The organism is Algibacter sp. YIN40 (genome assembly GCF_057219435.1).
In genome coordinates this window covers 125,450-148,488 of the sequence record NZ_JBXVVC010000003.1, presented here as the reverse complement: position 1 = coordinate 148,488, position 23,039 = coordinate 125,450, and the positions used below count along the sequence as shown (strand labels likewise).

Sequence of the window (23,039 nt, the reverse complement as noted above, 5' to 3'; positions counted from 1 at the left end):
TTGGGTGCATTCTATTCATATTAATAAACATTATAACTACATTTGCAGATTGATAAAAACAACATGCGATTACACAGAAATTTATGCTTTGCGGTTATTGATGGTTTAACCTTAATTTTTAACGAAGGCAAGTATGCCGATAAGGTTATACAACAACTATTAAAACGAGATAAACGATGGGGCTCACGGGACAGAGGCTTTGTAGCCGAAACTACTTATGACATAGTTAGATGGAAGCGTTTGTATGCAGAAATTGCTGAAGTTAAAGAACCATTTGACAGAGAAAACCTATGGCGCATGTTTGCTGTTTGGGCAACCTTAAAAGGTATTAAATTACCCGATTGGAAATATTTTGAAGGGACGCCATTACGACGTATAAAAGGCAAATATGATGAGCTTTCAAAAACTAGAAAATTTAAGGAATCTATTCCTGATTGGATGGACGATATTGGTATAAAAGAACTAGGGAAAGACGTATGGAGTAAGGAAATTGAAGCTTTAAACGAACAGGCAGATGTTATTTTAAGAGTAAATACGCTTAAAACTACTAAAGAGAAATTACAAGCCGAATTATTCAATTTAGATATTGAAACAGAATTTTTAGATAACCATCCGAGTGCATTAAAACTAAGAGAGCGTGCCAATGTATTTCAAACAGAAGCTTTTAAAAATGGTTATTTTGAAGTTCAAGATGCATCATCGCAACTAGTGGCTGAATTTTTAAATGTAGAACCAGGTATGCGTGTGGTAGATGCCTGTGCCGGTGCAGGGGGAAAAACATTGCATTTAGCGGCTTTAATGGAAAATAAAGGTCAAATTATTGCTATGGATATTTATGAAAATAAATTGAACGAACTAAAACGCCGTGCAAAACGAAATGGTGCTCATAACATTGAAAACCGCGTCATTGAATCTACTAAAGCTATTAAAAAATTATATAATAAAGCCGACCGTGTTTTAATAGACGCCCCATGCTCTGGCTTAGGTGTTTTACGTAGAAACCCAGATGCCAAATGGAAATTAGAACCTGAGTTCTTAGACCGTATTAGAGTTACGCAACAAGAAGTATTGCAGCAATATTCAAGAATGGTGAAACCTGGCGGTAAATTAGTATATGCTACCTGTTCAGTTTTACCATCAGAAAATCAAAATCAGGTTGATAATTTCTTGAAATCAGAATCAGGAAAAGATTTTATATTTGTAAAGGACAAAAAAATATTAGCCCACGAAAAAGGATTTGATGGGTTTTATATGGCTCTTTTGGAACGAAAAAATTAATCTTAGAGTATGAAACATTTTTACTTTCTTTTTTTTATAGCATCATTTGGATTTGCTCAAGTTCCTAATGGCTATTATAATAATGCTAATGGAAAAACCGGTACTGATTTAAAGACTGCTCTTCATTTAATTATTGACGAGGTTAATGATTTAAATGGGCAACCTTTTCATGATACTAGTGTAACATATTCAAATTTATGGACATTATATCAAACATCAGATATTAGAAATGATGGTAAGGTTTGGGATATGTATAGCAATTGTGACTTTACCTTTGTAACAGATCAAGATACTGGAGGATCTGTATCTGGTGAATGCGAAAAATATAATAGAGAACATACATTTCCAAGAAGCTGGTTTGGAAACATAAGTAATCACCCAATGCAAGCAGATGCTTACCATATAATTCCTACTGATAAAACCATAAATTCACTTAGAGGTAATTTTGCCTACGGAGAAGTTAATATTACAACAGGAAACCCCTCCTCAAATGGATCTAAATTAGGTTCCAGTATTATTTCTGGCCCAACTGATGATGTTTTTGAACCAATTGACATGTATAAAGGTGATATCGCTCGAGGCTTATTTTATATTGCTGTAAGATATCAAGACGAAATATCCGGATGGGAAACAGAAAACCCTAATGGAAATAGTATGCTTGACGGCTCTAGTTATCAGGTATTTGAACAATGGGCTTTAGATATGCTATATGATTGGCATATTAGCGATGAAGTAAGTGACAAAGAAAGAACTAGGAACGAAGAAATTTTTAAACATCAAGATAACAGAAATCCATTTATAGATAACCCAAGTTATGTTCAATCTATTTGGGGTAATTTACTTTCAACAAAATTCATTGAAAATATAACTTACAAAATGTATCCTAATCCAGTAAAAGATAATTTTGTTTACTTTTCTGCAACTCAAAACTTAGAAGTTGTCATTTACAATGTTTTAGGCAACGAGATTCTTATCAAGAACCTTGATAAAACAAATAATAGCGTAAACATCTCAAACCTTGCCAAAGGCATCTACTTAGTAAAACTAAAATCTGCTGAGGGAAGCATTACCAAAAAACTAATTAAACAATAACCAATTATAAGTTAATTTGAATTTAATATGGTATATTTAGATTCATAAAAAAATGAAAAAACAACTTCTTTTTTACTTTTTATCCCTTCTCTCTTTTGTTTTGCTAGGTCAACAAAGTTATTATGACGACGTTAATCTTAATTTAACAGGTTTAACACTAAGACAAAATTTAGCAACCAAAATAACTACAACACATTTTAAAAATCTCCTATATACTCCAGACATATGGGAATCTGTTAAGATTACAGATATTAACCCATCAAATAATACAGAGGTTTTATTAATTTATGGTTTCGAAAACGGTTTAGATGGAGATGAGACAAACGATCGTGAAAGAGGAATTAACGACAACGGGGTATCAATTGGCCAGTGGAACAGAGAACACGTATATTCAAATTCATTAGGAACACCAGATTTAGATGAAGGAGGAATAGACGGCCCTCCATATGCCGATGCACACAACTTAAGACCTTGTGATGCCCAGCGCAATTCGTCTAGAAGCAATAGGTTGTTTATAACAGGTTCAGGTGATTCTGGTCCTGTGAGTGCGGGCTGGTATCCAGGCGATGAATGGAAAGGAGATGTAGCACGAATTGTAATGTATATGTATTTACGATATGGGGATCGTTGCTTACCAACAAATGTTGGGATAGGAAATAGCTCAGCCACACCTGATAATATGATTGATTTATTTTTGCAGTGGAATGCAGATGATCCTGTTTCTGCCATCGAAGAGCAAAGAAATACTTATCATGAAAATATTGCAAATACTTATGCTCAAGGAAACAGAAACCCTTTTATAGACAACCCTAGATTAGCTACAAGAATATGGGGCGGACCAGATGCTGAAGATATTTGGGGAATCTATACAAGTGCAGACAATGAAGCACCTACAGTTCCAATGAATTTAGTTGCATCAAACAACACTACTTTTTCTATCGATTTAAGTTGGGATGCCTCTACAGATAACGTAGCAGTAACCAGCTATAATATTTATGTAAATGGAAACTTTGAAACCTCAACATCCAATACTAATTTTACAATATCAAATTTAGCATCTAATACTTCTTATAGTTTGACTGTTTTAGCCAAAGATATAGCAGAAAACGCATCAGCACTAAGCACTAATCTTGTGAGTTCTACTCTGCAGGATACTGAAGCTCCAACTATTCCAATTAATATTATAATAAGTAACGAAACTGACACTTCTTTCAAAATTACTTGGGATCCTTCTGGAGACAATACAGGAGTAACAGGTTATGATATTTATTTAGATGGAAGCTTTAATGCTACAACCGCAGATGCAACATATACAGCCAATGGCTTAACGGCATCAACAAATTATTCCGTCACTGTATTAGCTAAAGATGCTGCAGACAATAAATCTTCTCAAAGCATCCCTATAAACGCTATGACCACGGATGGTGGAACAGGAGGTGCCGAAGAATTGTTCATCTCAGAATATATAGAAGGAAGCTCAAACAATAAAGCCTTAGAAATAGCAAATGTCACGGGTAACACTATAGATTTATCTGCTTATAATTTAAGACGACAAGGAAATGGAGCTGGCTCATGGTCAACAAAATTTGATCTATCTGGTAATTTAAATTCAGGAGATGTTGTAGTTATTATTAACGGCAGTGCTATAAATTCAACTATTATAAATCAGGCAGATATAATAGTTCCAAATAATGTTGACACTAATTATGGAGAGCCATTAAATTTTAATGGTAATGATCCTGTTGGATTATTTAAAAACGACGATTTAATAGATATTATTGGTGTTTTTGATGGCGGAAGTAGCAATTTCGCTCAAAATGTAACATTACGAAGAAAACCATCAGTTGTGCAACCAAATACTGCTTACGATTTTCTAAATGAATGGACGTCATTCGCTCAAGATACAGTAGATGATTTAGGCATGCATTCGACCACATTAAATACTTCAATATTTAATAAGAATAGTATTTTAATTTTCCCTAACCCTACAAAATTAGATTATATTTTTGTCAAGAACAGTGAAGGTATAAGTGTTGAAATATTTAATATTTTTGGTAAAAAACTGCTTCAATCTAATATCACAACTTCCAATCCGAAATTAGATATTTCATCATTAGCAAGAGGTATTTATATAATTAAAATCAACAACAACGGTAGGAGTATTACAAAAAAAATAATAAAACAATAAAAGCAATCGACTTAATTCGATTCTTATATGTTTAAAACCTAGTGAATAACTCCTACTTTTCGACATTGCATTTACTACAAATTCCATTAAAAAGAAGTAAATTTGCACTTTCTTTAAACAAACAAATAAATACATAATGATTCATTTCTTTGGAAACGTAAATAGCAAAGTCTTTGCTGTTCAAACAACAAAAGAATTATCTACCAAAACAATCTCAAAATTAACATGGCTTTTTGACAACCAACCTAAAATAGAGCAAGCATCATTGGATTCTTTTTTTGTTGGTCCACGTGCCGCTATGATTACACCATGGAGTACTAATGCGGTTGAGATTACTCAAAACATGGGAGTTTCTGATGTTATTAGAATTGAAGAGTTTAAAGCTGTTTCAAAAGATTTCAAAGATTTTGATCCTATGATTTCTGAAAAATTTAAAGGTTTAAATCAAGAGAGTTTTACCATTGATATTGAGCCCGAACCCATTTTAAATATTCAAGATATTGCGGCTTATAATACGCAAGAAGGCTTATCGCTAAGCGATGAGGAGGTTGAGTATTTAGAAGGTGTTTCTGAGAAAATTGGAAGACCACTAACGGACTCTGAAGTGTTTGGGTTTTCACAAGTGAACTCTGAGCATTGTAGGCATAAAATTTTTAACGGGACGTTTGTGATTGATGGTGAAGAAAAACCAACCTCGTTATTCAAATTAATTAAAGAAACATCGAAGCAACATCCTAACGATATAGTTTCGGCATATAAAGATAATGTGGCTTTTATTAAAGGCCCAAAAGTAGAACAGTTTGCACCAAAACGTGCTGATATTCCTGATTACTATACAACCGAAGATTATGAATCCGTAATTTCACTTAAAGCGGAAACACATAATTTCCCAACAACCGTTGAGCCTTTTAATGGTGCTGCAACAGGTTCGGGTGGAGAAATTAGAGATAGACTTGCGGGTGGGAAAGGATCACTTCCATTAGCAGGAACTGCGGTTTATATGACCTCATATTCGCGTTTAGAAGAAAGTCGTCCTTGGGAACATCGCGTTTTAGAACGCGATTGGTTATACCAAACGCCAATGGATATTTTAATTAAAGCCTCTAACGGAGCTTCAGACTTTGGAAACAAATTCGGGCAGCCATTAATTTGTGGTTCGGTATTAACTTTTGAGCATGAAGAGGAAGCGCGTAAACTTGGTTTCGACAAAGTAATTATGCAAGCTGGAGGTATTGGTTATGGAAAAGCAGACCAAGCTTTAAAAGACACGCCAAAAACTGGCGATAAAATTGTTATTCTTGGTGGTGAAAATTACCGTATTGGTATGGGTGGTGCTGCGGTATCATCAGCTGATACTGGTGCATTTGCTACTGGCATTGAATTAAACGCCGTACAACGTTCTAACCCAGAAATGCAAAAACGTGCTGCAAATGCCATTCGAGGAATGGTAGAAAGCGAAGAAAACTTTATAGTATCAATTCACGATCACGGCGCTGGTGGGCATTTAAATTGTTTATCTGAATTGGTTGAAGATACAGGTGGAAAAATAGATTTAGATGCATTACCAGTTGGGGATCCTACCCTATCTGATAAAGAAATTATTGGTAACGAATCTCAAGAACGAATGGGATTGGTCATTAGTGAAGAACACCTTGAAACTCTGCATAAAATAGCAGACCGTGAACGTTCACCAATGTATACTGTTGGTGATGTTACTGGTGATGATAGATTTACGTTCCAATCTAAAACCAAAGGTAATAAGCCAATGGATTTAGCCATGGAAGATATGTTTGGAAGCTCTCCAAAAACCATCATGACAGACAATACGGTTGAAAGAAATTATGCCGATGTTACTTATAAGGCAGATGATTTTTACAAATACTTAGACCAAGTATTACAACTTGAAGCCGTTGCCTGTAAAGATTGGTTAACAAACAAAGTAGACCGTTGTGTTGGTGGCAAAGTAGCCAAACAACAATGCGCTGGGCCTTTACAATTACCATTGAATAATGTTGGTGTAATGGCGTTGGATTATAAAGGTAAAGAAGGTATTGCTACTTCTATAGGGCACTCACCTATTTCTGGATTAATTAATCCTGTGGCAGGGAGTAGAAACTCTATTACCGAAGCTTTAACCAATATTATTTGGGCACCTTTAAAAGATGGCTTACGCTCGGTTTCCTTATCTGCAAACTGGATGTGGCCTTGTAAAAATGAAGGTGAGGATGCCCGTTTATATGAAGCGGTTAAAGCCATTTCAGAATTCAGCATTGATTTAGGTATCAATGTGCCAACAGGGAAAGATTCGCTTTCAATGAAACAGAAATATCCTAATGAGGATGTGATATCTCCGGGTACAGTTATTATATCCGCTGCAGCCAATTGTAATAATATTTCTAAAGTTGTTGAGCCTGTTTTTAATAAAAATGGTGGGGATATTTATTACATCAACTTATCTCAAGATAACTTTAAATTAGGTGGAAGCTCATTTGCACAGATTCTGAACAAAATTGGAAATGATGCTCCTAATGTTAAAGATGCAAGGTATGTTAAAAACGTTTTCAATACTATTCAAGACTTAATAAGAAATGAACAAATTATAGCGGGACATGATGTGGCATCTGGTGGATTAGTCACCACGCTTTTAGAGTTGTGTTTTGCCGATAACAATTTAGGTGCTGAATTAGACCTATCGGCTTTAAACGAAAAAGATTCGTTTAAAATCTTATTTGCTGAAAATGCTGGAATTGTTATTCAAGCAAAAGATGCTTCAATTGAAAATACCTTATCTAATGCCAAAATTGAATTCTTTAATATTGGAAAAGTTACTGAAAGTGATAATTTAAGTGTGATTAACCAAACGGAAGTATTCACCATGACCGTTTCTCGCTTAAGAGATGTTTGGTACAAAACATCATTCTTATTAGATCAAAAACAAACAGCGGATAATTTAGCTGAAGAAAGATTTAACAATTATAAAAATCAACCTTTACAATATACATTCCCAGAACATTTTACTGGTAAATTCCCTGAAGTTGGAATTAAAAGACCTAAAGCCGCTATTCTACGCGAAAAAGGGAGTAACTCTGAACGCGAAATGGCAAACGCTATGTATTTAGCAGGTTTTGATGTAAAGGATGTTCACATGACTGATTTAATTTCTGGTCGTGAAACTTTAGAAGACATTCAATTCTTAGGAGCTGTTGGTGGTTTTAGCAACTCAGATGTTTTAGGCTCTGCCAAAGGATGGGCGGGTGCTATTAAATACAACGAAAAAGCTAATAAGGCCATTCAAAATTTCTTTCACAGAGAAGACACATTATCTGTTGGTATCTGTAACGGATGCCAGTTATTCATGGAATTAGAGGAAATTAATCCAGACCATAACATTCATGGTAAGCTCACTTATAACGATTCTCATAAACACGAGAGTTCATTTACTTCAGTAAAAATTCAAGATAATAATTCGATTATGCTATCAACACTAGCTGGAACTACTTTAGGTGTTTGGATTTCACATGGAGAAGGAAAATTTAATTTACCTTATAGTGAAGATAAATATCATATCGTTGCTAAATATGGTTATGAAGGCTATCCACATAACCCGAATGGTTCTGATTTCAACACCGCTATGATGTGCGATAAAACGGGAAGACATTTAGTAACAATGCCGCATATAGAGCGTTCCACTTTTCAATGGAATTGGGCCAACTACCCTAAAGGCAGAAAAGACGAAGTTTCTCCTTGGCTCGAAGCTTTTGTGAATGCTAGACAATGGGTTGAAAATATTTAATATTATAGACTATACTAAAACCCCAAAGTAAATTTATACTTTGGGGTTTTTCAATTTTAAAAATTTAAACTTATTTCTTAGCTTTTATAGCTGCTTGTGCTGAAACCAATCTTGCAATAGGCACACGATATGGTGAACAACTAACATAATCCATTCCTATATTATAGCAAAACTCTACGGAGCTTGGTTCACCTCCATGCTCGCCGCAAATTCCAACTTTTAAGTTTGGTTTTGAACTTCTTCCGCGCTCCGTTCCTATTTTAATTAATTGTCCAACACCTTCTTGATCCAATACTTCAAAAGGGTCAACTTTTAAAATACCTTTCTTGATATAGATTGGCAGAAACTTACTAGCATCGTCTCGTGAGTACCCAAAAGTCATTTGAGTTAAGTCGTTTGTTCCAAATGAGAAGAAATCTGCTATTTCCGCAATTTTATCTGCCATCAAGGTTGCTCTTGGTATTTCCATCATAGTACCAACAAAATATTCAATAGTATCATCTCTCTCTTTAAAAATAGTGTCTGCAGTATTTCTGATTATTTGTTCCTGTACTTTAAACTCATTGACAGTGCCAATTAACGGAACCATAATTTCCGGTTTGCAAATAACACCTCGCTCCTTCAAATTTAATGCAGCTTCTATAATAGCTCTCGTTTGCATTTCGGTGATTTCAGGATAGGTATTTCCTAATCTACATCCACGGTGTCCGAGCATAGGATTAAACTCCTCTAATTCTGCTACTTTATTCTTAACAGCCTGCAATGAAATATGCATGTCTTCGGCTAACTCTTTTTGTGTAGCTAGTTGGTGAGGTACAAATTCGTGTAAAGGTGGATCTAATAAACGAATGGTTACAGGCAACCCTTCCATGGCTTCAAAAATACCTTCAAAATCCATGCGTTGCATTGGTAATAATTCCTCCAGAGCTTGCTTTCTACCTTTTACAGTATCTGCCAGAATCATTTCTCGCATTGCCTTAATTCTATCGACTTCGAAGAACATATGCTCTGTTCTGGTTAATCCTATACCTTGAGCTCCAAAACTACGAGCTACTATGGCATCCTTTGGTGTGTCTGCATTGGTTCGCACCTTCATAACACCATACTTATCTGTAAGTGTCATAAGTTCTGCAAACTCGCCACTCAACTCGGGCTCCTTAGTTCCTACTTTACCTTCTATAATATTACCTGTAGAACCATTTAAAGAAATCCAATCACCTTCTTGGTATTCATGATCTCCAACCGTAAGTGTTCTATTCTTATAATTAATTTTTAAAGCGCCTGCGCCAGATATACAACATTTTCCCATACCCCTAGCTACAACAGCAGCATGAGAAGTCATACCACCACGAGCAGTAAGAATACCTTTAGCAATATTCATACCTTCTAAATCTTCTGGAGATGTTTCAATACGAACTAAAATACTATTCTTAAATTTATTGGCTTCGTCTGCAAAAAACACAATTTTACCAGTTGCTGCACCTGGAGATGCTGGTAGCCCTTGAGCAATTACATTAGCTCTTTTTAAAGCATTTGGATCAAAAATTGGATGCAATAATTCATCTAATTTATTGGCTTCAACCAACAATAAGGTTTCTTTTTCATTAATCATGCCTTCTTTTAGCAAGTCCATAGCTATTTTTACCATGGCTGCACCAGTACGCTTACCATTTCTGGTCTGTAATATCCATAGTTGACCATCTTGAATAGTAAATTCCATATCCTGCATATCACGATAGTGCTTCTCTAGAGTATCTTGATATGTATTTAGTTCTGTAAAGATAGATGGCATTAATTCTTCTAATGAGGGGTAATTTTCAACTCTATCATCCTCTTCAACTTTTGCTAATTCCGCCCAACGTTCTGAACCTAACAATGTAATTTGTTGAGGTGTTCTTACACCCGCAACTACATCTTCTCCTTGTGCATTAATTAAATATTCACCATTAAACACATTTTCTCCTGTTCCTGCATCACGAGTAAAACAAACACCTGTACCTGAGTTATCTCCCATATTCCCATAAACCATAGCTTGAACATTTACTGCAGTTCCCCAGTCGGCTGGATAACCATTCATATTTCTATAGTATATTGCTCGATCACCATTCCAACTATTAAATACAGCTATAATTGCTCCCCATAGTTGGTCCCATGGATCTGTTGGAAAATCTAATCCTGTCCTTTTTTTAACCGCACCTTTAAAATCGTAAACTAAATCTTGCAAGTCCTGAAGTGTAAACTCTGTATCCAAATGAATACCACGTTTTTCTTTCAGGTTTTCCATAATTTCTTCAAAGGGGTCTATATCTTCTTTTGAAGCTGGTTTCATTCCTAGGACAACACCACCATACATTTGAATAAAACGACGGTAAGAGTCCCAAGCAAACTTTTCGTTATTTGTTTTTTTTGCCAACCCTAGTACAACCTCATCATTCATCCCTAAATTAAGAACAGTATCCATCATTCCTGGCATAGAAACCCTAGCCCCTGAACGCACTGATACTAATAAAGGATTATCTTTATCACCAAAAGTAGTTTCCATTAATGATTCTATATTTGCGATAGATTGCTCCAATTCTTCTCTAATCATCGAAATAACAGCATCCTGACCTAAAAGATTATATTCTGTACACACCTCTGTGGTTATAGTAAACCCGGGTGGTACAGGAATACCAATTGAACTCATTTCTGCTAAATTAGCCCCTTTACCACCTAGGAGGTTTTTCATTTTACTGTTTCCATCGGCAGTTTTTTCTCCAAATTTGTAAACCCTTTGTTTTACCTCTTCTAATATTTCCATATCGTTAAAATTTCACATTAAAATAACAGCATAAATTTATTGACTTTACAAAATGTATCTTATGATATAAGTCATGTTTATAGTATTACCATAAGTAAAAATGAGACACTCAAGAAAGCTAATTTGAAATTCCTTTTTTATTTCATACTTTGCAATACTAGATTTCACTAAACTATTTATGGTAGAAGTAGCAAGATTATTCGATTTCCCCTATTATCAATTGGAAAATGCCCCTTTAGAGGGTTCTTTAGTTACAAAATACAACGGAACTTGGGCTAAAACTAGCACCCAAGAATACTTAGATAAAGCAAATGCTTTAAGTAGAGCTTTATTAAAATTAGGCGTTAAGAAAGATGATAAAATTGCTATTATTTCTTCTACAAATAGAACAGAATGGCACATTGTAGACATTGGTGTATTACAAACCGGCGCACAGACCATTCCAATTTATCCAACCATTTGCGCCGAAGATTATGAGTATATTTTAAACCATAGTGAATCTATCTACTGTTTTGTTTCAGATGAAGAAGTTTTAGGTAAAATCAATAAAATAAAAGAGAAAACAAAATTGAAAGAAGTCTTTTCTTTCGATACTATTGAAGGTTGTACTAACTATTCTGATTTATTTGAAGTAGGTAAAGACACTTCTAACCAAAAGGAACTAGATACTAGAAAAGATGCTGTTAAATCATCAGACTTGGCAACTATTATTTACACATCGGGAACCACAGGAAAGCCTAAGGGTGTTATGTTATCTCATTGGAATATTGCTTCAAATGTATTTGCAGTTGAAAAAAGATTCCCTCTAGAAATTGGGGACAAAACACTCAGTTTCCTTCCTATATGTCACATTTTTGAAAGAGTATATCTTTATGTCTGTCAATACTGTAGTATTTCTATTCATTTTGCAGAGGGCATAGATAAAATTGGTGATAATCTAAAAGAAGTAAAACCAAGTGTCATTACATTAGTTCCTAGATTAATTGAGAAGGTTTACGATAAAATAATGGCAAAAGCCGAAGATTTATCTGGAATTAAGAAAAGTTTGTTTTTTTGGGCGGTGAAACTTGGTGAAAAGTTTGAGCCTTATAAACAGAATGGCTGGTGGTATGAATTAAAATTAAGCATTGCACGTAAATTAATTTTTAGCAAATGGCAGGAAGCTCTTGGTGGGAATATTGTATTTATGGCATCTGGTAGTGCGGCATTACAACCACGTTTAGGACATATATTTGGAGCCGCAGGATTACCTATTATGGAATGTTATGGGCTTACAGAAACATCTCCTGGGGTTACGGTAAGCGATAGAAGAGACAATACATGGAAAATTGGATATGTTGGAAAAGCCCTTGAAGGTGTAGAAGTAAAAATTGCAGACGACGGTGAAATTCTATGTAAAGGTCCAAATGTTATGATGGGTTATTATAAGGACCCTGAAAAAACTGCTGAAGTTATGACCGGTGATTATTTCCATACTGGTGATAAAGGAGAAATTGATTCAGATGGTTTTCTTAAAATTACAGGACGTAAAAAAGAAATGTTTAAAACTTCTGGCGGTAAATATGTCGTTCCTACACTACTTGAAAATGATCTAAAACAATCACGCTTTATAGAACAAATAATGGTAATTGGTGAAGGCGAAAAAATGCCAGCTGCCTTAGTACAACCAAATTTTGACTATCTAAAAGAATGGATTAACAAAAAAAATCATTCCATTGGTAATTCTCAAAAAGAAATAGCTTCTTCAGAAATAGTGCATTCGAGAATCCAAAAAGAAATAGACAAATGCAATAGCAAGTTTGGAAAATGGGAACAAATAAAACTTTTCAAGCTAACTCCAGAAATATGGTCTATCGATGGTGGTCATCTTACTCCTACTTTAAAAATGAGACGAAGTATCATTCAAGAGAAATACTCAGAATTGATAGAACAAATTTACCGACCTTAGACTAAATAATTGTTTTAAACTTTAGATAATTTATCCTACACAATATTGCGATATCATCATTTCTATATATAATTAATTATGTATTTCGTATTTTTTTAATACTTTTAACTCACTAACTAATAATTTAAATAAAATGAAAACAAAAAATTTTCTAGTTTCTGGAGTTGTTGGAGGCATAGTTGACTTCTTATTGGGTTGGCTTTTCTATGGTATTCTTTTTAAAGACTTTTTTCCACAACCAGAGGAAAGTTCTAATACTATGATTATGATATTTTTAGGCTGTATTACTTTTGGTTTATTTGTTGCTTATATCTACACCAAGTGGGCACAAATAACCACAGCAGCTACAGGCGCTAAGGCAGGAGCCATTATTGGTCTATTTGTAGGGTTATATTTTAACTTCTTTAATATGGCAATGAACTCAGGAGCTACAGGACAAATGTTCGCCATGGATGTAGGTATTTCTATTGTAATGACAGCTATTATTGGTGCTGTAATTGGTATGGTTAATGGCAAATTAGGCGAATAACTATTATACACATTTTTAAAACCACCTTATTAATAAGGTGGTTTTTTTATACTTCTTACATTTTATTAATATATAAAAAAATACTATGCATGCATAGTATTTTTTTATATATTTGAACTCACCAACCTAACCAAATGAAAGATAAAACAATAGAGTACGTTCTTAGAACAACGTGGCTTGCTGTGCAAAAAATGTATAACGAAGAGGCTGCTAAATTTGAAAGCACCATGGCGACCGGATTCACGCTACTTAGTATAGATCCAGAAAAAGGAACGCCATCCACAGCTTTGGGTCCTAAAATGGGCATGGAAGCAACAAGTCTTTCTAGAATATTAAAAACAATGGAAGAACGCGGTGTTATAGAAAGGAAACCAAACCCATCTGATGGCCGAGGTGTTCTTATACATTTAACTGAATTCGGGCGTGAAAAACGTGATCACTCAAGAGATAAAGTACTAAATTTTAATGAAGCCATACGTAATAGTATTTCTGAAGAAAAAATAAATAACTTTTATGAGGTAGCAGAGTTAATCAATGATATGATTACAAACAAAAAAATATACAACCAAAAAAAATAAAAGCTTAAAAATGAGTAAGCGAAGAATTAAAAAAGTAGCTATTATAGGTTCTGGAATTATGGGAAGTGGCATTGCTTGCCATTTTGCAAATATTGGTATAGATGTTCTTTTATTAGACATCGTTCCACGAGAACTCAATGAAAAAGAAAAAGCCAAAGACTTAACTTTAGAAGATAAAGCCGTTAGAAATAGATTAGTAAATGATGCATTGATGGCTTCATTAAAATCTAAGCCCTCTCCTATTTACCATCAAAAATTTGCGAAAAGAATAACCACGGGTAATCTTGAAGACGATATCGCTAAAGTTGCAGATGTAGATTGGATTATGGAAGTTGTGGTTGAACGTCTAGACATAAAAAAGCAAGTTTTTGAAAACCTAGAAAAACATCGAACTCCAGGAACATTAATTACAAGTAATACGTCTGGTATTCCTATTAAATTTATGAGCGAAGGTCGCAGTGACGATTTTCAAAAACATTTTTGTGGTACACACTTTTTCAATCCTGCGCGCTATTTAAAACTCTTCGAAATTATACCTGGTCCAAAAACAAATCAATCTGTTTTAGGTTTTTTAAATAATTATGGCGAACAATTCTTAGGTAAAACTTCTGTAATTGCAAAAGACACACCTGCTTTCATTGGAAACAGAATAGGAATCTTTAGTATTATGAGTTTGTTTCATGCGGTTAAAGAAATGGGATTAACTATTGAAGAAGTTGATAAACTTACTGGTCCAGTTATAGGTAGGCCAAAATCGGCTACTTTTAGAACGGTTGATGTAGTTGGTTTAGATACACTTGTTCACGTTTCCAATGGTATTGCAGACAATTGCAAAAATGACGAACGCCTAGCGTTGTTTAAGTTACCAGCTTTCATTAATACTATGGTGGAAAATAAATGGCTAGGTAGTAAAACTGGCCAAGGTTTTTACAAAAAGCAAGTGTCTCCTGAAGGGAAAAAAGAAATACTGTCTTTAGATTTAAATTCTCTGGAATATCGCTCATCTAAAAAAGCAAAATTTGCAACACTTGAACTAACAAAATCAGTTGATAACGTTATTGATCGGTTTAAAATTCTAATCTCTGGAAAAGATAAAGCGGGTGAGTTTTATAGAAAAACATTTGCTTCCTTATTCGCCTATGTATCGCATAGAATTCCAGAAATATCAGATGAATTATATAAAATAGATGATGCAATGAAAGCTGGTTTTGGATGGGGTCATGGTCCTTTCCAAATCTGGGATGCTATTGGTCTTGAAAAAGGATTGGAGTTAATTAAATCTGAAGGTTTAGAAGTCGGTTCATGGGTAAATGAGATGTTATCCTCTGGAAGTACTTCATTTTATTGCATCAAAGAAGGAGCAACCTACTTTTATGATATTCCATCGAAAACACAACAAAAAATACCTGGACAGGATGCCTTTATTATATTAGACAATATTAGAAAATCGAATGAAGTATTTAAAAATTCAGGAGTAGTTATAGAAGATTTAGGTGATGGCATATTAAACTGTGAATTCCAATCTAAAATGAATACCATAGGTGGTGATGTTTTAGCCGGATTAAATAAAGCTATCGATATTGCAGAAAATGACTTTGAGGGATTAGTTATCGGTAACCAAGGCGCTAATTTCTCAGTTGGCGCCAATATTGGTATGATTTTCATGATGGCAGTCGAACAAGAATACGACGAGCTTAACGCAGCCGTTAAATATTTTCAAGATACTATGATGCGTATGCGTTACTCATCTATACCTACTGTATCAGCGCCTCACGGTATGTCTTTAGGTGGTGCATGCGAACTTTCAATGCATGCAGATAAAGTAGTTGCTGCTGCCGAAACCTATATGGGTCTGGTTGAATTTGGTGTAGGCGTAATTCCTGGAGGTGCTGGCTCTAAAGAAATGGCATTAAGAGCATCCGATACCTTTAGAAAAGGGGATGTTGAATTAAACGTACTCCAAGAATATTTCTTAACTATTGGTATGGCAAAAGTATCTACATCAGCATACGAGGCTTTTGATTTGGGCGTGCTCCAAAAAGGAAAAGATGTTGTAGTTGTTAATAAAGACAGACAAATTGCTACAGCAAAAGCACATGCTATGCTTATGGCAAATTCTGGTTATACACAACCTGTAAAACGAGCTGATGTGAAAGTATTAGGAAAACAAGCGCTTGCTATGTTTTTAGTAGGAACAGATGCTATGGAGGACAGTAATTATATTAGTTCACACGACCATAAAATAGCCAATAAGCTTGCCTACGTAATGGCAGGTGGTGATTTATCTGAACCCACTTTAGTTACAGAACAATATTTATTGGACTTAGAACGTGAGGCATTTTTAAGTTTATGTACCGAACGTAAAACCTTAGAGCGTATTCAACATATGTTAACCACAGGGAAACCATTGAGAAATTAAGAATATGAAACAAGCATATATAGTAAAAGCATACAGAACCGCAGTTGGTAAAGCTCCCAAAGGTGTTTTCCGGTTTAAAAGAACCGATGAGTTAGCTGCTGAAACGATTCAGCATATGATGAAAGAATTACCACAATTAGACAAAACACGTATTGATGATGTTATTGTTGGTAACGCGATGCCAGAAGGGTCTCAAGGTTTAAATATGGCGCGTTTAATTTCTCTAATGGGACTAAATTCGGTTGAAATACCCGGAGTAACGGTTAATAGATTTTGTTCTTCTGGAATTGAAACCATAGGTATTGCTACGGCTAAAATTCAATCGGGAATGGCAGATTGTATTATAGCTGGTGGTGCCGAAAGTATGAGCGCCGTTCCAATGACGGGTTTTAAACCTGAATTGAATTACGATGTTATAAAAGCTGGTCATGAAGATTATTATTGGGGTATGGGTAATACCGCAGAAGCTGTGGCTAATCAATTTAAAGTATCAAGAGAAGACCAAGATGAATTTGCATATAATTCTCATATGAAGGCCTTGAAAGCGCAATCAGAAAATCGTTTTCAAGATCAGATTGTTCCTATAGACGTTGAACAAATATATGTAGATGGAAGTGGCAAAAAAGCATCCAAGAATTATACAGTCACTAAAGATGAAGGTCCTAGAAAAGGAACCAATATAGAAGCACTAGCAAGATTACGTCCAGTTTTTGCTCAAGGCGGCAGTGTTACTGCTGGAAATTCATCGCAAATGAGTGATGGTGCAGCATTCGTTATGGTAATGAGTGAAGATATGGTTAAAGAATTAAACCTAAAACCTATAGCACGACTTGTAAATTATGCTGCTGCGGGTGTTGAACCTCGCATTATGGGAATTGGTCCTGTTAAAGCCATTCCAAAAGCGTTAAAATTAGCAGGTTTAAAACAAGATGAATTAGAATTAATTGAACTTAACGAAGCATTCGCATCGCAATCCATTGCAGTGATTAGAGAGTTAGACTTAAACCCTGACATCATAAATGTTAATGGTGGTGCTATTGCGTTAGGTCATCCATTAGGTTGTACTGGTGCTAAACTTTCAGTGCAATTATTTGATGAAATGCGCAAACGAGATATGAAAGGAAAGTATGGCGCAGTCACTATGTGTGTTGGTACTGGTCAAGGCGCATGCGGAATTTTTGAATTTTTAAATTAAGAAAAAATAACATGAAAAAAGATATATTAAGAGGTGGTCAGTTCTTAGTCAAAGAAACTAGTTGTGAAGACATATTCATTCCAGAAGACTTCAATGAAGACCAGCAAATGATGAAAGAAGCTGTTACCGAATTTGTTGATAGAGAAATTTGGTCCAAAAAAGCACAATTCGAGCAAAAAGATTATGCACTTACCGAATCTTGCATGCGACAAGCTGGAGAACTTGGATTTTTAAGTGTGTCAGTTCCTGAAGAATATGGTGGCATGGGTATGGGCTTTGTAGATACCTGTTTAGTATGCGACTATATCTCTGGTGCTACAGGATCTTTCAGTACAGCTTTTGGCGCACATACTGGTATTGGTACGATGCCAATTACATTGTATGGTAATGAAGAACAAAAACAAAAATATGTTCCAAAATTAGCTTCTGGAGAATGGTTTGGATCTTATTGCCTAACAGAGCCAAGTGCTGGTAGTGATGCAAATTCTGGTAAAACAAAGGCTGTCCTTTCTGATGATGGTAAAACCTATAAGATTACGGGTCAGAAAATGTGGATTTCTAATGCTGGATTCTGTAGTGTAATGATAGTTTTTGCTCGTATTGAAGATGATAAAAATATCACTGGATTTATTGTGGAATACGATTCCGAAAACCCAAATGGTATTACTATGGGTGAGGAAGAGCATAAACTCGGCATTCGTGCGTCATCTACCCGCCAAGTCTTTTTTAATGAAACGGTTGTGCCAATTGAAAATATGCTGTCTACGAGAGGTAATGGCTTTAAAATCGCCATGAATGCGCTTAACGTTGGAAGAATAAAATTAGCTGCAGCTTGTTTAGATGCACAACGACGTACCATAACAGAATCTGTTAAATATGCTAACGAACGTATTCAATTTAAAACGCCAATATCTAGTTTTGGAGCTATTCGACAGAAAATAGCTGAAATGGCAACCAATTGTTGGGTTGGTGAAGCGGCTACTTACAGAGCTTCAAAAAATATTGAAGACCGCATAGAACTAAGAAGAAATAATGGAAAAGACACACATCAAGAAGCAGAATTAAAAGGTGTTGAAGAATATGCTATAGAATGTTCTATTCTTAAAGTTGCGGTTTCAGAATTTGTTCAAAACTGTACAGATGAAGGAATTCAAATATTTGGAGGCATGGGCTTTTCTGAAGAAACTCCAATAGAATCTGCTTGGAGAGATGCTCGTATTTCTAGAATTTATGAAGGCACCAATGAAATTAATAGAATGCTAAGTATTGGCATGCTGATTAAAAAAGCTATGAAAGGTCATGTAGATGTTTTAGAACCTGCAATGGCCGTAAAAGACGAATTAATGGGGATTCCATCTTTTGAAGTTCCAGATTATTCAGAATTATTTTCTGAAGAAAAAAACATAATCAAAAATCTTAAGAAATTATTCTTAATGGTGGCTGGAGCAACATTACAAAAGTATGGAGAGAAAATAGATGAGCAGCAACAACTCATGCTAGCAGCTTCAGATATATTGATTCAGATTTACTTAGCTGAATCTGCAATTTTACGTGCAGAAAAAATGGCTAAAAAAGAAGGCGAAGACAATGTAAAGGAGCAAGTTGCGATGGCTAAACTTAATTTATTCCATGCCATAGATGTTATTGAAACAGCTGGTAAACATTCCATTATTTCATTTTCTACCGGCGATGAACAACGTATGATGCTTATGGGTTTAAAGCGTTACATTAAATATGTCAACATGCCAAATATTATAGAACTAAGACACATAATAGCAGAAAGAGTAATTAAAGAAAATAAATATTGTTTTTGAGTAAAACTCAAAATTTTAGAATGACTAATTCAAATGTAAAAAAGCTCCTAATTTCTTAGGAGCTTTTTTTATATAATTATTTATATACTAAATTTTATTCACTTACTGCTCTATAAGCATTTATAACTCCTTTACCATATAAAGCACTACTTCCATTAGTATCAATGTTATATGCACTCATCATTAATTGCTTTTCTACATCATGTGGGTGCATTTCGCCTCCATTTTTACCAATTATTAATGCTGCTACACCAGCTACATGAGGTGCAGACATACTTGTTCCTTGAGAATAATAAAAAGAATTCTGAGCTCCTCCGCCTGCACTTAATATCATACTACTTACTGAGCCGGAGTAAAAGAAGTCACCACCTGGAGCGGCTAAATCTATCAACGATCTTCCATAATTAGAATAATAAGCTAAAGTATTTTCTGGACCAGTAGCACTAACTGATATAAGATTATTTAAATCTGCAGGCAAAACTATTGTAGACCCGTTTCCATCTGCATTCATAGCATTGTTACCAGCAGAGGTTATTATAGTAACTCCTTTTTTGTAGGCATAATTTACAGCTCTTTGTTGCGCCATAACGAACTCTTGAATAAATTTAGATGGTATTTTAAAATCAAAATTTCCTTCATCATCGTAAAACTTACCATCTTTATTTATAGTAGTACCTAAACTCATATTGATTACATCAGCTCCGTGATTAGCAGCATAAACAATTCCAGCATTTACTCCACTAAAAGGGCCCGATCCTGTATATTCAGATAGCACTTTAATTGCCATAATTTCTGCATTTGGTGCAACACCTATAATTCCATAATCACTATCGGCTCCGGCTGCTATACCAGCAACATGTGAACCATGATTAAAAAATGTTTCACCACCGTTATCTCTAGTATACCATTCTTCTTCAGCCACAAAAGACATAGAAAGTTCTGAATTTAAATTTGGACTTAAGTCGGGATGGTCTCTATTAATACCCTCATCCAAAATTGCAATTCTCACTCCTTCACCAGTATATCCAGCTTCCCACGCTTCTGGTGCATCAATATCATCCAATCCCCATAAAAATCCAAGATCATAGAAAAATTCACCTTCCCCAGGATTAGATAGCTCGGTAACATCTAAAGGTTTTATCCATTTTACAGATAAATCTGGAACTATAGAACGCACGGCGGCAATTCTCGAGATATTACTTTCAAAATTAGGGTCCTTAGACTTCATAACCACTACTCCAATCTCTGGAATCGATCTTATTACATTTCCATATTTGGATACTGATGTAACAAAATCATTTGGAAGTGTTTCTGTTTTAGATAACACCATAAAAGAGCTATTAGAAGTGCCTTTTGGCTTACTACTTTTTTCTTGAAGGGTGGTATTCAATTCGCTGGATGAGTCATCAATTTCAAAAACTTCATTGTCACAAGAAAAAAATAACATTACTAATGAGCCAAGCACAATACTTTTTAAAAATTTCATAAATTAAATTTTTTGAGTTAGTCAATAATTAAATAACACAAGAAACTAGGTTTAATGATAGACTTTTGGGAAGTGTGTAGTAATTTAACAATAAAGAATACAATTAATGTTATACAGTTAATAAAATATTCGAAGAAATAGACGATGTGTATTAAATAATAGATTAATAGTTTAAATTTCAACCAAGACATTAAAATTAAGACCATTAATTATACATGAAGATTAACAAATACTTAAGAATTCTTTTTTTAATTTTGAATAAAATCATAACATGACAAACTTTATACAATTAGTTTTAGTATTTCTTTTACTTGCCACATCAAGTATTGTTCAAGCTCAATTGTTGCAAGACAAAGCTATATTTACAAAGCAAGACACCTTAAGAGGCAGTATAACTCCAGAGCGTGCATGGTGGGATTTAACTTATTATCATCTAGATATTAAAGTAGATCCAGATAATAAGTTTATTTCAGGTAAAAACACGGTTCAATACAAAGTTCTCGACAATCAAAATGTTATGCAAATTGATTTACAAGCCCCAATGACAATAACCAAAGCTACCCAGAATGGCAAAGAACTAAAAATAAAACATGAAGGTAATGCACATTTCATTGCTTTAATAGAAGAACAGAAAATTGACAGTATTAATAGCTTAGATATCTTTTATCAAGGACATCCTAGAGAAGCAGTAAGAGCCCCTTGGGATGGTGGTATTTCATGGAAAAAAGATACTAATGGGAATCATTTTATAGCTTCCGCATGCCAAGGTTTGGGAGCTAGTGTTTGGTGGCCTTGCAAAGATCATATGTACGACGAAGTAGATAGTATGCTCATTAGTGTGAATGTTCCTAAAAATGTAATTAATGTATCAAATGGTCGGCTAAGACGAGTTGAACAGATTGGCCATACAAAAACGTATAGTTGGTTTGTAAGCAACCCTATAAATAATTATGGTGTGAATATAAATATAGGTGATTATGTGAACTTTTCCGAAGTTTATGATGGCATGGCAGGAAACCTAGATATGAACTATTATGTCCTTAAAGATAATCTAGAAAAGGCAAAAGAGCATTTTAAAGATGCTCCAAAAATGATGAAGGCTTTCGAGCATTGGTTTGGCCAATATCCGTTTTACGCAGATAGTTTTAAACTGGTTGAAGTACCATATTTAGGCATGGAACATCAAAGTTCTGTAACGTATGGGAATCAATATAAAAAAGGCTACTTAGGTAGTGATTTATCTGGTACTGGATGGGGTCTTAAATTCGATTTTATTATTATCCATGAAGCAGGACATGAATGGTTTGCCAATAATATTACGAGCAAAGATGTCGCCGATCTGTGGATTCATGAAGGGTTTACAGCCTATTCTGAAAATCTATTTTTAGATTATTATTATGGAAAGGAAGCTTCAGCAGATTATGTCATTGGAACTAGAAAGCTTATTCAAAACGACAAACCTTTAATTGGTCATTATAATGTGAATAAAGAAGGTTCTGCAGACATGTATTATAAAGGAGCTAATATGCTCCACACCTTAAGGCAACTTATTGAGGATGATGAGAAATGGCGAAAAATACTGCGTAAAATGAATGTCGAATTTTATCATCAAACAGTAACTACTCAGCAAATTGAAAACTTTTTGAGCAGAGAAACTGGTTATGATTTAACCGAATTTTTTAATCAGTACTTGAGAACCATTAAAATACCAACACTAGAATATTCTGTTGAAAAAAAACAACTAAAGTATCGTTGGACTAACATTGTTGAAAAATTTGATATGCCAATTCAGGTTTCCATAAATAGCAAACTACAATGGTTATTCCCAAAGGCTGAATGGGAAATATTAGATTTTGAGTCAAAAATTAATTCTTTTGAAATTGACCGTGATTTTTACGTGAAATCGAAAAATATATAAA

General features: G+C 34.6%; 13 protein-coding genes. 11 read left to right on the top strand and 2 right to left on the bottom strand.

Translation table 11 applies throughout. The annotated features are described in order from the left end of the window. Positions 1 to 63: 63 nt before the first annotated feature. The 4 genes from AC2D6V_RS11445 to purL all read left to right on the top strand — a co-directional run bounded on the left by AC2D6V_RS11445 (position 64) and on the right by purL (position 8,351). A complete protein-coding gene (locus AC2D6V_RS11445) occupies positions 64 to 1,278 on the top strand; it encodes an RsmB/NOP family class I SAM-dependent RNA methyltransferase (protein WP_484648332.1) in 1,215 nt (404 codons plus the stop codon). Positions 1,279 to 1,287: 9 nt separating this feature from the next. After that, the gene (locus AC2D6V_RS11440) at positions 1,288 to 2,370 is read left to right on the top strand and encodes an endonuclease (RefSeq protein ID WP_484648331.1); all 1,083 of its coding nucleotides are present in this window, start codon (positions 1,288 to 1,290) and stop codon (positions 2,368 to 2,370) included. A 52-nt stretch (positions 2,371 to 2,422) separates the two neighbouring features. Then, positions 2,423 to 4,558 carry an endonuclease gene (locus AC2D6V_RS11435; protein WP_484648330.1) on the top strand — a complete coding sequence of 712 codons (2,136 nt, stop codon included), beginning with the start codon at positions 2,423 to 2,425 and terminating at the stop codon, positions 4,556 to 4,558. A gap of 136 nt (positions 4,559 to 4,694) precedes the next feature. After that, on the top strand, positions 4,695 to 8,351 hold the full coding sequence (gene purL, locus AC2D6V_RS11430) for a phosphoribosylformylglycinamidine synthase (RefSeq protein WP_484648329.1): 3,657 nt from the start codon (positions 4,695 to 4,697) through the stop codon (positions 8,349 to 8,351). A gap of 70 nt (positions 8,352 to 8,421) precedes the next feature. Here the strand turns inward: purL and ppdK are convergent, their stop codons facing one another. Next, on the bottom strand, positions 8,422 to 11,151 hold the full coding sequence (ppdK, locus tag AC2D6V_RS11425) for a pyruvate, phosphate dikinase (protein ID WP_484648328.1): 2,730 nt from the start codon (positions 11,149 to 11,151) through the stop codon (positions 8,422 to 8,424). 178 nt (positions 11,152 to 11,329) lie between these two features. Between ppdK and AC2D6V_RS11420 the strand changes: the two genes are divergently transcribed. From AC2D6V_RS11420 to AC2D6V_RS11395, 6 genes are all read left to right on the top strand, one after another. Next, positions 11,330 to 13,099 carry an AMP-dependent synthetase/ligase gene (locus AC2D6V_RS11420; protein ID WP_484648327.1) on the top strand — a complete coding sequence of 590 codons (1,770 nt, stop codon included), beginning with the start codon at positions 11,330 to 11,332 and terminating at the stop codon, positions 13,097 to 13,099. 133 nt (positions 13,100 to 13,232) lie between these two features. After that, on the top strand, positions 13,233 to 13,628 hold the full coding sequence (locus AC2D6V_RS11415) for a DUF1761 family protein (protein WP_484648326.1): 396 nt from the start codon (positions 13,233 to 13,235) through the stop codon (positions 13,626 to 13,628). 134 nt (positions 13,629 to 13,762) lie between these two features. Continuing rightward, a complete protein-coding gene (locus tag AC2D6V_RS11410; RefSeq protein WP_484648325.1) occupies positions 13,763 to 14,206 on the top strand; it encodes a MarR family winged helix-turn-helix transcriptional regulator in 444 nt (147 codons plus the stop codon). 10 nt (positions 14,207 to 14,216) lie between these two features. Beyond that, positions 14,217 to 16,625 (top strand): 3-hydroxyacyl-CoA dehydrogenase/enoyl-CoA hydratase family protein, encoded by a 2,409-nt coding sequence (locus tag AC2D6V_RS11405; RefSeq protein ID WP_484648324.1) that lies wholly within the window; start codon positions 14,217 to 14,219, stop codon positions 16,623 to 16,625. 4 nt (positions 16,626 to 16,629) lie between these two features. Next, a complete protein-coding gene (locus AC2D6V_RS11400) occupies positions 16,630 to 17,820 on the top strand; it encodes an acetyl-CoA C-acyltransferase (protein ID WP_484648323.1) in 1,191 nt (396 codons plus the stop codon). 11 nt (positions 17,821 to 17,831) lie between these two features. Further along, complete coding sequence (locus AC2D6V_RS11395) at positions 17,832 to 19,634, top strand: acyl-CoA dehydrogenase family protein (protein ID WP_484648322.1); 1,803 nt, start codon at positions 17,832 to 17,834, stop codon at positions 19,632 to 19,634. A 94-nt stretch (positions 19,635 to 19,728) separates the two neighbouring features. On the opposite strand, the gene AC2D6V_RS11390 is transcribed toward AC2D6V_RS11395, so the two are convergent. Beyond that, on the bottom strand, positions 19,729 to 21,120 hold the full coding sequence (locus AC2D6V_RS11390) for a S8 family peptidase (protein WP_484648321.1): 1,392 nt from the start codon (positions 21,118 to 21,120) through the stop codon (positions 19,729 to 19,731). A 271-nt stretch (positions 21,121 to 21,391) separates the two neighbouring features. On the opposite strand from AC2D6V_RS11390, the gene AC2D6V_RS11385 reads away from it, so the two are divergent. Next, positions 21,392 to 23,038, top strand: coding sequence for a M1 family metallopeptidase (locus tag AC2D6V_RS11385; RefSeq protein WP_484648320.1), 1,647 nt, complete (start codon positions 21,392 to 21,394; stop codon positions 23,036 to 23,038). Position 23,039 lies beyond the last annotated feature (1 nt).